Origin of the sequence: Rahnella sp. R3(2024) (genome assembly GCF_042920125.1) — a bacterium.
Taxonomy (GTDB): domain Bacteria; phylum Pseudomonadota; class Gammaproteobacteria; order Enterobacterales; family Enterobacteriaceae; genus Rahnella; species Rahnella rivi.
This window is the reverse complement of the sequence record NZ_JBHGBU010000001.1, coordinates 1403513-1418348: the sequence shown is the minus strand read 5'-3', so window position 1 is coordinate 1418348 and position 14836 is coordinate 1403513. Positions and strand designations below refer to the sequence as shown.

Sequence of the window (14836 nt, the reverse complement as noted above, 5' to 3'; positions counted from 1 at the left end):
GGTTTAGACTCCTGCGATAACACTGCTGACTGCCGAACTCGCCTTGTTATACAACCCCTCGGCCTGAGCGAGGAGATCGCCAAACATTGCCGCCTGGGATTCATCGACGCGTTTTAAGTTGAGGGTAAAAGTAATAGTGCGCGCCTGACCGCGGGTATTAAATTCGCCGCTGTCCTTGACCAGACTCTCAATGATAAACATGCCATAAATGGTGCCGGTACCTTCAATAAGAGGCCACGCACGGCCCGAGTCCGCCATACCTTGCAATGCCTGTAGATAACGCGCTCCCCCGGTGAGCTCCGGTAACAGCTGGCCCTTCAGCGTCAACTTCTCCTGACCCAAACCGAGAAACTGTGAAACCGCCCGCTGACCAAAACGAGCATTTTCGCCCCAGTTGTAATTCACCTGATGGTTAATATTCTGATAGGGCAGGGAGCTTAATTTGAATACAAATAAGCCCAGCGACATCATCATGAGTAGAACCCTCCATTATCAAACACACTGTGTTGCGCATTTTCGTTATTCCAGTCGCGCTCGTTGAGCGTCCGGGTAATAAAGCTCTGAATTTGCTGGTAATCCGTTTCCGGTGTGGCAGTGAAGCTGACATTCATCGTGGTGGTCCGATTATCCGTCAGGCTATTCGCCACGCTGGCTTTGGCCGGTTGATACAGGCTGAGTGTGCCGCCCGTCGCCGATAAAGCGGGATTAAATGCAGCAGGCGGATTTTGAGCTTCTGTCTGTTCGTCAGTGTCGCTGCTGAAAATGTTAAGCACGGAATCGACACTTTTACGCGCCCAGTTAAATACTTCACCGATTTGAGACACGGCTTTATTCAGCGTCACGAAAATTTCACCGATGGCTGCCCCGACCAATTTGCCGATATCGGTGTAGCCACGCAGTTCGTCCTGAGTGAATTTAATGGGTGCCAGAAGATCGGTAATCCAGCCGAGGGCCAATTTAAAGGGGGCAAAGGCATTACTTAACGGCCCCATGACTGAACTGAATCCGGCAATCATTCCGCTGACGAAGGCGCTGATCGGCTCCCAGAGTTTCACCACCGCAATCCCGATCCCTGCAATCAACGCGATGACCGGCAATAGCGGCAATCCGATAGCGGTAAATGCGGCAGCGATCACGCCACCGGTGCTGGTGAAGACGGTGCCCAGCAATCCGGCGCCAGCCATCATCATGTTGACGCCGCTGAGTACCGGGGCGATGGCCATGCCGAGCGAACCCAGCCCGCCAATCACTCCGGTGATCCCCAGCGCCATGCCGAGCAGCGCGTTGACCAGTTGAGGATTATCGGTGACCCAGGTATTGAGCGTGGTCAGCCATTGAGTGGCGGTTTGTGTGAGTTCGCGCAGCGCCGCACTTTGCCCTTCGAAGAGATTGATGCGCAGCGTGTCCCAGGTGGCAAAGAGTTTGGTTATGTCGCCATCCAGGTTGTCGCCTTTTACGGTGATGGCCGTTTGTGCCGCCGGCGTTGAACCGTTGAGTTCCCCCGGCGTCTGTGCCAGAACCTGAGTGGCATCGAGCCCGCTATCCGCTAACTTTTTCTGCGCGGCCACCACGTCCGCCGGTGAATGACCTGATGTCGCCATCGACAGACTTTGCTGACGCAACGCCGCAACGCGCGGATCTTCTTTTTGCAGGCCCAGCACCGACTGAAGCTCAGAAAGGCTGACTTGCAGATCCGCGCCGGGGTTGAGAAGGTTTTTTGCCAGTTCCAGCTGAGGCAGGGCGAAGCTGATGGCGTCTGAGCTGGCCGATTTCAGTTGCCCGATAATTTCCTCGCGATGTGTAAACTGCTCGCCAGGTTCCATGCCTTTCTGCTCAATAACGGCCCGGTGCCCAGCCGAAATACTTTCCGCGCTCCTGAGTTCGGACGCGTATGGATTAACCGGTTTGACGGGTTTAACTGACTCCGGATCTCCCGCCGACAGCTCAACATGCGGTTTCAGGAAATGCGCCAGCGGGCGTGACTGATTATCTAAAGATCTGAGTTCCCAGATAACGTCGCTGATGTCTTCTGACATCGCGTTGTATAAGCTTTTCTTCGGCAGCGTGGTAAACGTCTGCCAGGCGTTCGCCGTGGCCGCTTTCAGCGATTTCAGCTGTTTATTTATTTTCCCCAACGTCGTGGGTAATTGTTCGACATTACTCATCTGTTTTTACTCCGCTGCGTTGCAATGCCTTATAGCGCCAGCTCAACAGATCGGTGAGCGACATGCCGTCCATTTCGGACGGCGGCCAGTGGAAAATCACCGCGATGTCAGCCATCAGATCATCCACGGTGAGGCGGGGGGAGAGCGTTACTCCGCCGGTTTCGGTGATAAAAAACCAATCACCTTGCCTGCCAGCGCAATCAGGTCCGGAAGCTCGAGGCGTGAGCACTCTTCTTTGGTCAGGTTGGGATAAGTGATGCGGGGCAAAAGCGTGATCAGCGCATCGACGTCGGCATTCGCCAGCGCGGCAAGCCCGATGCCACGCAGGCTGCCTGCCGTCGGTTTGGTCACCTGAATTTCAGTAATGTCGGTGTCACCACGTTTTAGCGGCACATCCAGAATCACGGTGTTGTTGTTGTCAGTCTGGCTCATGCGTTTTCCTGTTTAAGCACAAGTGAAGCCGGCAATGTCTGCCGGCTCTGGGAGGGGGAATTACAGGCCGAGCGCGGTGCGGTGTTGCGCCAGGCGGTCAACGCCATTGACGATTTCCACCATATTGACGGTGTCGATCTCAATCAGCTGCTTGCCGTCGATAGTCAGTTTGAAGTAGGTGCACTGGGTGGTGACTTTGGTTTCGGTGTCTTCACCTTGCTTATATTCACCAAAATCAAACTCCTTGTGACGGCCGCGCATCATCACTTCGACCGCTGACACATCACCGGTATCGTCGCGTTGCAGGGAACCGGCAAAGCGCAGCGGGATATCGGAAACGCTGCCCCATTGTTGCAGAACCAGTTCATCCAGACCGCCGATAGACCATTCCAGCGTCAGTGCATCGTCATCCAGACCGAAATCCACCGCGACTGAACCGCTCATGCCGCCGCCGCGATAGTTTTCCAGCTTGCGGGTCAGTTTCGGCAGGGTGAGTGAGGAAACCAGCCCGAGGTAGCTGTTCCCGTCGTTGAACAGGTTCAGGTATTTTAATTTTTTAGGAAGTGCCATGAGTCATTGTCTCCTTAACTGTTGATGGACGCGGCAAAGTTCACCAGATAAGAGTCGGTGATGCGCTGGCGCAAGGTCAGGTCTTCCAGCGGAGGAACCGGGGTGTAGTCGTAGTCGATATACAATTTGCCGGCTTTCAGTGTTTCCGCTGTGTTTGCGGCTTCGTCGTACCAGCAGTCGCCGTCAATGATGTAACCCGCTGATTTCATTTCACGCATTTTGGCTTTGATGCCGTCGATCATGTCGCGTACCAGCGTCGGGGTCATCGGTTTATCGACCGCCCACATATGCGCTTCGGCCATGGTGTCTGCCAGCACTTGCGCGGTACGGGTGTAGTTTTCGAAAATGAACAGTGAATCGTCGCTGCAGGTACGGTTGCCCCAGAAACGGAAACCGTCTTTGCGCACCAGCGTCGTCACACCCGCCTGGTTCAGCAGGTCTGCATCGGTACCACTGGCCTGCAAATCCCAGAACACGCTGGCCGACAGACCAGTCACGCCGTTCACACCCACGTTTGACAGGGTTTTATGCCAGCCGGTTTCCTGGTCGATTTTGGCGCGCAAGCCCAAAGCGCGTGCAGTGGCGTAAGCAATATCAGACTGGCTGGTCGCTGTATTCCAGTTCACAAAATCCGGCCAGATCAGCATCAGTTCACGCTGGCTGAAGTTGTCGCGGTATTTGATTGCATCGGAAAGCGTTTTTGCGCCGTAAGCGCTGATATAACCGAAGGCACGCAGCTGCTGGCAAACGGCTGCCAGCGCGGTTGCGACAGCCTGATTATCCAGCCCAGGGACGCCCAGAATACGCGGTTTCACGCCCAGTTCTGCCTGCGCAGAAAGCAGTGCCTTCATGCCGGTGTAACGGCCATTGGCATCAGAACCGCCAATGATATTGCTGGTGGTCGCGGCCTCGTCATCGCCAGTGGCAACACGTACCACGACGGTGACAGGTTTACACTGGTCAGCAATCGCCAGAAGCGCAGCGCGCAACGTCCCGCTGGTCCCGGCTTTCCCGCTGGCCGCCAGAACGTCAGTGATAAGAACTGGCATGTTGAGAGGAAATACAGTGGCATCCGCATCTTCTGCGGTACAAACCATGCCGATAATTGCGGTGGAAACGGTAGAAATAACGCGGGTGCCGTCGTTGATTTCAACGACACGTACGCCGTGATGATAATCAGCCATCAGGGTGACTCTCTCTGTTGTGGGTGGTGAAGCAAGGATGCCGGTTCACAACAAAAAGCGCATTTGATCAGGGGCGTGGGGGCGGTGGCACAACAGAGGGGGGATTAGATAATAAAAAAGCCCCCGGAGGGGCTTAAGTCAGGCCGGAATTTCGGGCCAGGTGATGTCAGGGGCGGTTGAAAGATCCAGGCGGTTCAGAGCGACACGGTAGGTTTTCCAGTCTTTGAGAAGTGTCAGTTCATCTTGTGTTGCAGTACCGATATCGATCGCATCCTGTAAAGGGGAAATAGCCAATGTCGCATTGGTCATTAGCAAAGTTAATTTATTTTTAGCTTCAAAAATAATTTGTTCCTTTGTAGGTGCGGGAATATCTACCCAAGTAGGAATTCCATTTGGACCGCTTGATCTCATTTTCCCATCAGGTGAAGGTTCGGTCTGAAATTCGTTATAAACCTCTTGGCTAACGGCAAGGGCATCTGCTGGCCAGCTTCCGGCACTTTCATAGATATCCCGAAGTTCTTCAGCATAGAAGCCATTGGTAGCCGGACTGTAAAAATAATTATTCATCTCATCTCCTTACCAGCCAATGGCTGTCCAGTAACTGCCGCCGCTATCTTGCCCGCAGGTGAAACCTATATTATTGATGATCTGCGCTGTTCCAAAGTTATCTGAAAACACGCCACTACCTCCATTAAGGACTGTGACTTGTACATTTGCGCATGCACTTGGGAATGCGATAGGGTAGTTAACTGTGAGCCAACCACGGCTGCCTTTATTGACAAAACCCCACTGGAAAATCATCCCTGTATCACCGCACCGCCACCATCCACTTTGACCAAAGCCAGCTGTATTACGAGCAACGGGCTGCGGGTTAACCGGAGTAAAAACTCGCTGACCATTTTCCTGAAGTAAGCCTGAAGTATTAAGACCGCCATTACCTGAGATAGATACATTTCCTGTTTGTACGCTGTTTTGGTAATTGACTATTCTAAAATTAAATCCTCCAGAACCACCGCCTTTATTATTTACAAAATTTGACTCACCCTGCCCATTACTTTCATTCCAGCCAATATATGTGCCTTGCCCTAAACCTGGATTCGGCAATCCATTTGCACCTAAGAATTGTGCATTTACATAACCGGATACATTTCCTCCTGAAGACGGATAGGCACCTACTTCCCCAGGAGTCGGTGGATTTTTCCCCGTATAAATAACACCCTGACTGACATTATCCACGGTCGCATAAAGTTTATCGCCTTTACCCCAGTCAATATAAATTCTGTGATTTTCCACGTAATTTAATCCACCGCCAGCCTGGACAGCCTGGTAATTACCTACATTTCCGAGTCCAATGTTAGATGCATTCAGCGAGATATCCGCCGTCCCATCAAATGCCACTCCTGCTATTTTTCTTGCCGTCGCCAGCTTGGCCGCTGCAACAGCAGTTCCGCCTGCGGGTAAGCGCCCGTTAGCATTATCATTCGCAGATTTCGCCAGGTCGTAAGACGTTTTTACTGCCTTCGGCGTTGCTGCCAGAATTTCACTGGTGCTGTCCACCGCGTTGCTCAGTTGAACAAAACCTTTCGCGCTCAGCGTGCCGTCGGGGTGACGCCGTGAGGCTTCGTGTTCTGCCAGCAAATTATTAACGTATTCTTCGGTCGCAATAATCAGTGTGTCATCAATGGTCAGGCTGACCGCCTCGGTATCTGTGACGGTTAACACCATGCGCAGGGTTTGTGTCCGGCCGGAACCTTCTTCGAGCGTAGGTTTATAGCTGTCGGCCATATTACTGACGGCAATCAGTTCACCTTCTGCGGAAAACAACCCCATTTCACGCATCCAGAAACCGCCGATTTCTGCCGGAATAATGGCTTCAGCAATAATCCAGTTGGCATTTTTATTATCGATTTTGATGGAATTCAGCTTCAGGCGGTAGGTTTCATGGACCAGTGCCGTCTGCCCCACAGAGGGTTCAGTCGCGCTGCCATTACCGTCACCGACGGCCAGCTGGGTAATATTCACGTCTTTTCCACTTTCGATGGCTGACGCGATGCGCGCCTGCCCGAGGGTAGTGACGACGGATTTAAATTTGCTCATAAGATTCCTTATCAGTCCGGATAAACAGTGAGTATTTCTGCGTCATGCATTGCCGCGGCCAGATAAACGGTGCCGGGAATATCCTGGGTAATAGTCAGCCCGATTAGGTGGCGGCTGGCAGGCTTCGCATCATCAATCAGGCGTTCCATTTCTTCGTACATAGCTTCATCAATACCGGAATCGAGAACGCCGATATCGAGTTTGAAAGTGCCCGGTGGATCATCGGTTTCCCACCATTCGGTGACCTTAATGACATAACCCAGTGGCTCGACCACACGTTTGATAGCGCTGATGGTGCCTTTGTGCTGATGGATGAACCAGGCGGACTGAATCACGCTGCGCTTTGTCGTCGTAGGCCATTCACTGTCCCATCGGTCGACAGACAGCGCCCATGCCAGATAGGGCAAAAAGTTGGCCGGGCAGGTTTGCGGATCCCATAACGTTTTCAGCGGAACATTTACACGGGCCAGTTCAGCGCAGGCTTCCGCGGCTGCCAGTTCCAGCGCGGAGGAACCACTGGGTAGCAACCTCTTACTCATCGGAGCCTCCGACGGTAATGACGTAGTTTGTACAATAAGAAGCTTGTGTACTGTCGAGCACAATATCTGCGGCGGGTTTAGCAAGTTCCACACGCTGGACGCCTTCTACGTGCAATGCGGCATAGATGGCAGATAGCCGAATGTCACGTCCGAGGCGGTGCTGATCGCTGATATAAGATTTCAGCTTTTCTTCGGCTGCGAGGGTGATAGGTTCAGACTCAGGCCCCGGATACAGGTATAGCGTGGCGTCAATTTCATACGGCACCACGCTGGCCGACTGAACCAGAACCCGGTCGGCTATTGGCCTAACATTTTCGTCGTTTAATGCGATGCGCACCTTGGCCAATAAATCTTCCGGAGCGATGCCATTGGCTTCGCGTGACAGCACGGAAATGGTGACATTCGCGGGGGACGGGCTGATAACCGAAATATCCGCTACCCGCCCATCGGCTGACAGGCCGTGGAATTCGTAAGAGCCGGAAGGACCGGCGACGCTCATTCCTTCAAAGGCCTGCGGGATGCGCGTTCGGAAGTCGGCATCACTTTCCATGACCGCCGGGACGGGTGGAACTTTGGTGTTATCCGCAGGCTTCAGTACCAGTCGCTGTACGCCATTGTTCGCCGCCAGCTGATCCAAATCACTGCCCGTCGCGTACGCCACCATCACCGCCCTTGCGGATTCGTTGACGCGCTGGCGCAGGATCAGTTCGCGGTAGGCGTTCTCCTGCAACAGCTTGACCAGCGGTTCGGATTCCAGTGTCAGCGTGCGGCTGATAGCTTCCTGCTGGTCGGCCGGGTAGAGGGAGATCAGCGTCGTTTTACGTTCTTCAAGCAGGCTTTCATAATCCAGTTGTTCGACCACATCGGGGGCCGGTAACTGGCTCAAATCGATCGTTGCCATAAGTGTCAGCTCACAGGAATGTTCAGGGAGAAATCCGTCGCCGTATCGGTACGGCTTCCGGTCAGTTCCACCACCATCTTGCCGGTGTAATCGGAGTCGAAAGTGATGGCATTCAGTGAGATGCGGGGCTCCCACTGCAACAGCGCGGTGTAGCAAATTGCGGTCATTTGCAGCCGCAATGCGCCGTTTTGCGGCTGGTCAATCAGTTCAGAAAGCAGCGAGCCGTAATGGCGGCGCATCACACGGGAACCCACCGGTGTAGTCAAAATGTCGCTCACGGACTGGCGGATATGGTCGAGATCTTCAATCGCTGTGCCGCTGTTTCTGTCCATTCCCAGGTATTTTGGTTTGCTCATTGCGGGCCTCCTGTCTGGCCACCGCCGGTCTGGACGCCGCTGTGGCGGTGGGTGTGCACAATAATGCCGTTGGATGTCAGGCTGCCGCCGCTGTGAATTACATTGCCGGTCAGCGTGCCGCCTTGTTTGACCTCGAGTGAGCCGGTGGTCAGCTTGCTGGTGCAAACCACTTCCGGCGTATCCAGGGTGATGCGCGTACTGGCGGTGCAGCGGATTTCCGGTGCTGTGACCTCCACGTTCTGCGATGCATTGATCACCGCCGTTTTGACGCCGGTGACTTTCAGCGCGCCGTTTGCCGGTTCGTATTCAAAAATGGCGCCGTCCGGAAAGGCCAGATGAAGGGCATCCGCCGAAGCCGAAGGTGCGGGCGAGGCATCCGAAAAAACAGCCGGTAAGACGAATGCCGTATTCAGTTCGCCGCCCATCGAGAGCAGCAACACCTGTTCGCCGAGAGAGGGCGCCCACCAGCTGCGCGTGCGGCCTGCGCGGTGCGTCATCCACGGCAGCCAGGCCGTCACGTTGCTGCCCGTCGCGACGCGGCAGCGGGCGTTAGCCAGATCCAGTTCTGAGACGTTACCGATGCGCACCAGATTGCCAATCAGCCGCATTATGTCGTTGAGTTGAAGAGTCGTATTCATGGGATAAAGGATGCCGTTTCAGGGGGTTGAGCGACAACCGATGGCCGTTCGGCCGCGGCTGACACAACAAGGTTTATCGGGTCACACTGTCCAGCTGATGATCAGTTCTCCGTTAAGATAAACCTGACGCGGCAGCCAGCCGCATTATGTCGTTGAGTTGAAGAGTCGTATTCATGGGATAAAGGATGCCGTTTCAGGGGGTTGAGCGACAACCGATGGCCGTTCGGCCGCGGCTGACACAACAAGGTTTATCGGGTCACACTGTCCAGCTGCTGATCAGTTCTCCGTTAAGATAAACCTGACGCGGCAGCGCCACGTTTTCCGGCAGCGGCGGTTCAGGCAGGTGAGTGATGGTGCGAACATCACCTGTATCGGAAACCTGCACGCGCTCGGTCAGTTGCAGCGTCAGCACCAGGCTGCCCGCCTGCTGAGTGAACGTGAAATCATTCAGCCGGTGCAGGGCGTTGCCAAGAATTTCAGGCTGATTAACCTGCAACCAGTCGAGAACGGTGACCACGGCCAGATCAACCAGGGTTTCGCTGAGTGCGTCGTCTGTAAAGGTCAGCGTCAGCGGATAGCGGTATTCAAAAGAAAGCGACGGCGCTGATGTGGCGACCACCTTGCCGGGGCCGGTGGCAAGCACCAGTTTTTCAGGTGCGGCTGCAAGCAGCGGGATCTGTTCAATCAGCCGTTGTTGCAACTGAATCGGTTTTTGCATGTTGTGCCTCCTGACACTTTTTGATGGCTTCAATTTGTAAGCCGCAGTCCATCAGCGCAGATTCCAGCTGAAGAATGTCGGCGCTCAGATCCTGGTTAGTGACGGGTTGGCTGGCCGGAATCGGGCAGGCGCTGACCGCCGGACAGCCAACGTAAATAATCGCTGGCGGAGCTGAAGGCGGGGCGCTGGTGCAACCGGCTAATATCAGCAGGCAGCCCGCTGTCAGCCCACTGACGGTTTTGCGCATTAACATGAAGGCTCCTTTGTCTTTGCTGTTCGCGGGTTTGCATTATTTGCCGGGTGGAACTCAGGTCTTCGCGTAATGCCAGTTCAGCCTGCTCGCGCTGGCGCATTTGTTGGTTCAGCGCAGTGATCGTCTGCTCACGCTGTTGCAGTGAAACCGCCAGCGCGTCGCGTTGCTGAGCGGCGTGGTTGAGATCGTGCTGTAACGAGCGATTGGAAAGCAGCAGGATGACGATCAGCAAAATCATGGCGGTCAGAATGACCAGTAATATGCGCATTCAGACTCCTTTCAGGCAGAGAGCTCGTTCGGCGTTTCGCCTGCGTTCCAGACCCCGGTTGCGGTCACCGTTGACGAAAACCCATCGTGGCAGCTGGTCACAGGCTTGTTGCCATTGTTGCTTGTTGATGAAAAACGCCAGTGTTGACTGACACGCAGCTCCGGTGCCGACGTTAAAGCTGAATGACACCACGGCATCAAAAACCGGCTGCGGCATCACGCCCGGCATGCATTTTTTGAGGGCGCGCTCGGTTCGCTGAATATCTGCCAGCAGGTTTTCAGCGGCCTGATGTTCGGTTATCTCCCGTGCCGGCTTCACTCCTGCCGTGTGGCCGATACCGCTGGTCCATACGCCAGCGCTGCACTGATAGGGTTGCAGCTGACAGCCTTCAAAATCGGTGATCAGCCGTAAACCTTCTTCCGAAACTTGTAATGACGTGTAGCCTGGCAGTGCCGCCATCAGCCCTAACACGACCGCGGCGCTGCAGCGTTTAAGAGTTGAGGTTTTCATAGGTGTCTTTGTTCAGACCGTTGCGTGCCAGCAGCTGAAAGCTTTTGCGCCGGTAGTACCAGTTAACTAAAAAGGTGCCGATACCGACGGCGGATCCAATCAGAAAGGCAATGTCCTGCGAGGTGATACCCGCCAGCCAGGTCAGTGACGTGGCGATGAAATATGCGCAGGCTGAGCTGATGCGTTCGGTATTCAGTCCCATAATTTGAGTATTTCCTGCTGGGGTTGCTCCGCGACATCTGGCATGTCGATGGCGGTGCCGTGGGGTAACAATGCGCCCAGATCGGCAATGCCTTTGTTCGCCGCATAGACTTTCTCGACAACAACAGCGGTTCGGCCGTAATAACGCCAGCACATGGAATCCACTGTGTCGCCCTGTTCTGCGTAAAGTTTCATGGGGGTTCTCCGCGGGTGAATGAAATCGTCAGAAGGTGATTTCAGTCTGCGCAAGAGAGAGGAAGGCGGCAACGTAAGGGGGTTGTGAAACTATTGGCACAACAAGAAAGGGGGATGGACGAAAATGGCGGGGCGCTTAGTCCGGCCTGAAAGGGGAAGGGTAAGCGCCGGGTATGTGACAAACACCGCCCGTAATCTCTGGCGATCAGTGGGCGTCGTCAGTGCTCCCGTTATAGAAGAGTGCATCCTGATGTTCGTCCGTCAGAGCCTGGCTGGCCAGTTCCGATATCAGTGACATCACGACCAGAAATTCTTTTGGATTGCACTGCGCCGTCTGCGAAATGTCTGCGATCAGTTGTATCCTGGACAACGTTAGCTGTTGTTTAGTCAGGTTTTCCATTTTCTCCCCTCGCCAGATACTGTGTTTATATACAGTATTCTTTAATTGAGTTAATACGTCAACACTCTGCGCATTTTAAAAAATATAATTCATTGAATTTATGGATTAATTTTTATTGGCTCGGATTTTGTATAGATAACAGCTTTAAGGGCGAAGCCAGCGATCCACAGTTATTGACAGAACTCCAAGGCGGGCACAATGCCGGGATTGCCTGTGATCTTTCAGGTGAAGAGGACCGGCGGCGGACGACTCGCCAGCGTTCCGTGTGAGTGGGAAAAATGTGCGAAGCACCAAGATGCGGGGCGTAGATACCCACGACTTTATTTTGGGGTTCGCCATAGACGTTCAGTTCATCGGTCTGCTGGCGGGCGACCCGTACGGTGTGATCTTTTCGCCCGATATGGATGCCGCCCTGCGCATGAATGTAAGCGGCATAGTCACCGCTATCAGCCGCGCAGCGTACGGCTTCGACCCGCGTATCAAACTGGCAGGCAAGGCTGATATGGCGGATGCGGCGACACTCACGGTATGCGCCTACGGAGGGGATCCCAATGGCGTGAAACTGCGGGATCCGCCATGTGGATGCCCAGGCTGTGACGGAAGTGGCGACGTCAGTCAGCGGACGACCCGAATCAAAATCGGTTTCACCTTCCAGCGCGTAACCGTCGATATTTTTAGCCACATATTTGGCAATGTATCCTGCCGCACCTCCACGGTTGAGCGGCTTGCAATTGAAACGCGACACGTCGGCTCCCGGCTCCTGCGCGTCTTCCTCAAGGGCGTATTTGCGCATGACGTCGATGACTTTTTGCTGCTGCGCCGGTGGCGTAAACAGCATCATGTGCCAGTGCGGCGTGCCGTCGTGGTGGGGTTCCACGACCCGTACGCCGTAGACCTTCAGATTTCGGTCTTTGAACGTGGTGCGGATTTTCGCCCAGACAGCGACCAGATAACGCTGCGCATCTTTCGGCGTAAACGCCTGTGCATCCCATTTATGGTTAAACTGCGGGGCAGAGTGCGGGCCGGTGGTTTTCATCGGATGATATTTTGAAGGCGTGGTCAGGGTAATGAACAGCCCGCGATCCTGTTGCTGATCCGCAACGTCCTCGACGCCGGCAATCAGGGTCATGAGCTCCATGCGGCGCAGTTTTGGATTGGAAATACTGGCTAAAACCGTGTCCAGCAGACTCAGCTTTTCTCCCGACTGGATATTTTCGATATCGCACTGCCGAAGATAATTCAGCGCCGACAGACGACGTGATACCACATCGCGAATGGCATTTTTGCTGGCGTAAGGCGACGTGGCACGGCTCACGTAACCACAGGCGATCATCAGGGCTTCCCGCCAAAGACGCTGCTGTGCACGTAATTGTTTCTCCCACCAGTCGCCGCTGACCAGACGTAACATGCTGGCGACGGCGGTATGGGCTGTTAACCGGCCATTTTTAAAGGCGCGCCAGTAAAGCGGCTGAACGCGACAGGCGCGCGCCATCGCGGCAAGGTGACCATAAATTTCATTTTGTGTGCTGTCTCTCAGCAGAATGTCCGGTTCTGCGGGGCGGCTTTTCAGCCACTTTTCACACTGATACTCACAGGCATCCTGCATGGCAATCGCCAGCTGATTCGCCAGACGTTTCAGGCTGTTGTCATTCAAATCAGGTAAACGGTTAAACGTCTCTTCTGCGGCAAGATGCTTTTGCGAGATGTATCGCGAATACTGATGGCGTTCGTTAACCCGCTGTATGCGTGGCCAGAGACGCTGCATGAACACCGTCATCAGAAAGTGGAAGGCGGGACGGACGCCTTTGGTGTTAAGCAAAAACTGATAACGCTGCTGTAACGGCGTGCGCAGGCAGCGCGGCAGGGTGGCGATAAGTGAAAGTGCAGCCTGCTGGCGCTGGCAGAAATCCCGTGTCAGCGGTTTTTCGAGAGGGCACGTCATCGCCGGTCGCGGCGCATTCCACCACCATAAACCCTGAAAGGGTTTATCCGTTGTGCCATTAATGGCAGGAGGTGAGGCAGGGGAAATCCTTGCTCTTATATTATCAGGCATGGCGTTAATTCCGTCTTAATAGTAATAGAATGCCGCTCCCGAAAATGAATATTTCAGGATAAAACTTTATTGAAATAACAGACGATGAATTAATTATATCGGGCGATAATTCCTGCTTTTAATTTCATTAATTTCCTGACATTCAATACAACGCCGGACACCGTAAATTGCGCTTCGTCGCTGTTCCGGGATGGGCGTGTCACAGTCTTCACAGAGGAGGGCTGATGCGCCGTGCCGTGTTTGGGTTACCTTTGCAATCTGTTCTTCCAGTAACCTGAGCTGGTGTTCTTGTGATTCATCTATCCAGTCTGCCATCAGTAAAAATCTCCTCTTAATAATGATGAAAAATGACGTAGTGATAATAAAGCCTGAATTATTTTTAATTGTTCATCGGACGTCATTTCGGCATACGGAAGATGAACATGGCGGCGTTTAAGACCGGCATGAAAACACAATGTGGTTTTCCATTTATCAGGGGCATTATCAAATATGTTTTCGACCTTATTTCTCTTGTCAGAGAAATGGGTGTCTTTCAGATGGGCAATGTGACGTAAGCCCGTCTGGCGCTGTTGCTCTGTTCCTAAAAACATCGCGACTCCTCATTGACTGTCTTTAACGTTATGGCGAGATTTCTTACTGATCCTCCCCCCACGCCGTAAATTTGGTATCATGACGGGGTTCGGTATATTACATAAACAATCTAGACTTGCATTTGCGAGTTGTCAAGTTGGTATTTACAAGCCCAGGGGTTTTCGCCAGATGCAATTAGATGAACTCGAAGGAGGAAAAGCCGTACTGTCGCGCATGCTTCAGGCGTATGGCTTTAGCATGCAGAAAGAGTTGGGTGATCTGTATGGTTTGTCGTCTGGTACGATAAGTACCTGGGTGAGAAGAGATTATTTCCCCGGTGATGTGGTCGTGGCCTGTGCGCTGGATACGGGTGTTTCGTTGCGCTGGCTGGCAACGGGTAAGGGCACGATGCAGGATCCCGCCGTTACAGGTGCCGGGGCAACGCAAGGTGTCCGGCAGCTTAAAAAGTTGAGATTGCGAGGCGGGGCGCTGGAGGATGAAGGTCTGTGGACCGCCGACTCTTCCTTGCTGGACGATTCCCTGGCTGAGCCGGCTTATATTGTTAAAGGCAACGACTCGTGGATTATCGATATGGGCAGCACCCATCCGGGCAATGGCCGCTGGTTGCTGGATATCGACGGTGATGTCGACGTTTATGACGTGGCGCGAATTCCCGGCAACCGCCTGAAAGTCACGCGTCAGGACAGCCATTTTGAGTGCAGCGTTGATGACGTCTCTGCGCTTGGACAGGTCTTTATCACTCTGGATCGTAACCTGTAATCGTTT

General features: G+C 53.7%; 23 protein-coding genes. 1 reads left to right on the top strand and 22 read right to left on the bottom strand.

The features are described 5' to 3' along the window. Positions 1-3: 3 nt before the first annotated feature. The 22 genes from ABSH60_RS06320 to ABSH60_RS06215 form a co-directional block, all read right to left on the bottom strand. Positions 4-474, bottom strand: coding sequence for a phage tail protein (locus ABSH60_RS06320; RefSeq protein ID WP_390973201.1), 471 nt, complete (start codon positions 472-474; stop codon positions 4-6). Next, positions 471-2165, bottom strand: coding sequence for a phage tail tape measure protein (locus ABSH60_RS06315; protein WP_390973199.1), 1695 nt, complete (start codon positions 2163-2165; stop codon positions 471-473). Before ABSH60_RS06315 ends, ABSH60_RS06320 begins: the two co-directional genes overlap by 4 nt. Beyond that, on the bottom strand, positions 2158-2280 hold the full coding sequence (locus ABSH60_RS06310; RefSeq protein WP_200930282.1) for a GpE family phage tail protein: 123 nt from the start codon (positions 2278-2280) through the stop codon (positions 2158-2160). Before ABSH60_RS06310 ends, ABSH60_RS06315 begins: the two co-directional genes overlap by 8 nt. Positions 2281-2312: 32 nt before the next feature. After that, a complete protein-coding gene (locus tag ABSH60_RS06305) occupies positions 2313-2597 on the bottom strand; it encodes a phage tail assembly protein (RefSeq protein ID WP_056772765.1) in 285 nt (94 codons plus the stop codon). Positions 2598-2657: 60 nt separating this feature from the next. Then, positions 2658-3167 carry a phage major tail tube protein gene (locus ABSH60_RS06300; protein WP_056772763.1) on the bottom strand — a complete coding sequence of 170 codons (510 nt, stop codon included), beginning with the start codon at positions 3165-3167 and terminating at the stop codon, positions 2658-2660. A gap of 14 nt (positions 3168-3181) precedes the next feature. Further along, the gene (locus ABSH60_RS06295; protein WP_056772759.1) at positions 3182-4351 is read right to left on the bottom strand and encodes a phage tail sheath protein; all 1170 of its coding nucleotides are present in this window, start codon (positions 4349-4351) and stop codon (positions 3182-3184) included. 138 nt (positions 4352-4489) lie between these two features. After that, positions 4490-4918 (bottom strand): tail fiber assembly protein, encoded by a 429-nt coding sequence (locus ABSH60_RS06290; protein WP_390973196.1) that lies wholly within the window; start codon positions 4916-4918, stop codon positions 4490-4492. 9 nt (positions 4919-4927) lie between these two features. Then, entirely contained in the window at positions 4928-6448 is a 1521-nt protein-coding gene (locus ABSH60_RS06285) for a phage tail protein (RefSeq protein ID WP_390973194.1), read from the bottom strand. A gap of 11 nt (positions 6449-6459) precedes the next feature. Further along, positions 6460-6987, bottom strand: coding sequence for a phage tail protein I (locus ABSH60_RS06280; protein WP_390973192.1), 528 nt, complete (start codon positions 6985-6987; stop codon positions 6460-6462). Further along, positions 6980-7888 (bottom strand): baseplate J/gp47 family protein, encoded by a 909-nt coding sequence (locus ABSH60_RS06275; RefSeq protein WP_390973190.1) that lies wholly within the window; start codon positions 7886-7888, stop codon positions 6980-6982. The genes ABSH60_RS06280 and ABSH60_RS06275 overlap by 8 nt, the downstream gene beginning before the upstream one ends. Before the next feature lie 5 nt (positions 7889-7893). Continuing rightward, a complete protein-coding gene (locus tag ABSH60_RS06270) occupies positions 7894-8244 on the bottom strand; it encodes a GPW/gp25 family protein (RefSeq protein WP_056772748.1) in 351 nt (116 codons plus the stop codon). After that, on the bottom strand, positions 8241-8882 hold the full coding sequence (locus ABSH60_RS06265; protein WP_390973188.1) for a phage baseplate assembly protein V: 642 nt from the start codon (positions 8880-8882) through the stop codon (positions 8241-8243). The genes ABSH60_RS06270 and ABSH60_RS06265 overlap by 4 nt, the downstream gene beginning before the upstream one ends. A gap of 256 nt (positions 8883-9138) precedes the next feature. After that, positions 9139-9600, bottom strand: a complete 462-nt coding sequence (locus ABSH60_RS06260; protein WP_122096169.1) for a phage tail protein — start codon at positions 9598-9600, stop codon at positions 9139-9141. After that, complete coding sequence (gene lysC, locus ABSH60_RS06255) at positions 9563-9805, bottom strand: Rz1-like lysis system protein LysC (protein WP_390975701.1); 243 nt, start codon at positions 9803-9805, stop codon at positions 9563-9565. The genes ABSH60_RS06260 and lysC overlap by 38 nt, the downstream gene beginning before the upstream one ends. Beyond that, entirely contained in the window at positions 9696-10121 is a 426-nt protein-coding gene (lysB, locus tag ABSH60_RS06250) for an Rz-like lysis system protein LysB (RefSeq protein WP_390973186.1), read from the bottom strand. Before lysB ends, lysC begins: the two co-directional genes overlap by 110 nt. Next, a complete protein-coding gene (locus ABSH60_RS06245; protein WP_056772737.1) occupies positions 10122-10631 on the bottom strand; it encodes a lysozyme in 510 nt (169 codons plus the stop codon). After that, entirely contained in the window at positions 10612-10833 is a 222-nt protein-coding gene (locus ABSH60_RS06240; protein WP_056772733.1) for an HP1 family phage holin, read from the bottom strand. The genes ABSH60_RS06245 and ABSH60_RS06240 overlap by 20 nt, the downstream gene beginning before the upstream one ends. Further along, on the bottom strand, positions 10824-11027 hold the full coding sequence (locus tag ABSH60_RS06235; RefSeq protein WP_056772730.1) for a tail protein X: 204 nt from the start codon (positions 11025-11027) through the stop codon (positions 10824-10826). The genes ABSH60_RS06240 and ABSH60_RS06235 overlap by 10 nt, the downstream gene beginning before the upstream one ends. A 205-nt stretch (positions 11028-11232) precedes the next feature. Continuing rightward, on the bottom strand, positions 11233-11427 hold the full coding sequence (locus tag ABSH60_RS06230) for a hypothetical protein (RefSeq protein WP_056772726.1): 195 nt from the start codon (positions 11425-11427) through the stop codon (positions 11233-11235). A gap of 112 nt (positions 11428-11539) precedes the next feature. Further along, a complete protein-coding gene (locus ABSH60_RS06225; protein ID WP_390973184.1) occupies positions 11540-13480 on the bottom strand; it encodes a replication endonuclease in 1941 nt (646 codons plus the stop codon). 93 nt (positions 13481-13573) lie between these two features. Further along, a complete protein-coding gene (locus ABSH60_RS06220) occupies positions 13574-13795 on the bottom strand; it encodes a TraR/DksA family transcriptional regulator (RefSeq protein WP_183850139.1) in 222 nt (73 codons plus the stop codon). After that, the gene (locus tag ABSH60_RS06215) at positions 13795-14070 is read right to left on the bottom strand and encodes a DUF5347 family protein (RefSeq protein ID WP_183850141.1); all 276 of its coding nucleotides are present in this window, start codon (positions 14068-14070) and stop codon (positions 13795-13797) included. The genes ABSH60_RS06220 and ABSH60_RS06215 overlap by 1 nt, the downstream gene beginning before the upstream one ends. A gap of 169 nt (positions 14071-14239) precedes the next feature. Here ABSH60_RS06215 and ABSH60_RS06210 point away from each other — a divergent pair, with 169 nt between their 5' ends. Further along, positions 14240-14830: a helix-turn-helix domain-containing protein gene (locus ABSH60_RS06210; RefSeq protein ID WP_390973181.1), complete on the top strand. Its 591-nt coding sequence runs from the start codon at positions 14240-14242 to the stop codon at positions 14828-14830. Positions 14831-14836: the final 6 nt, after the last annotated feature.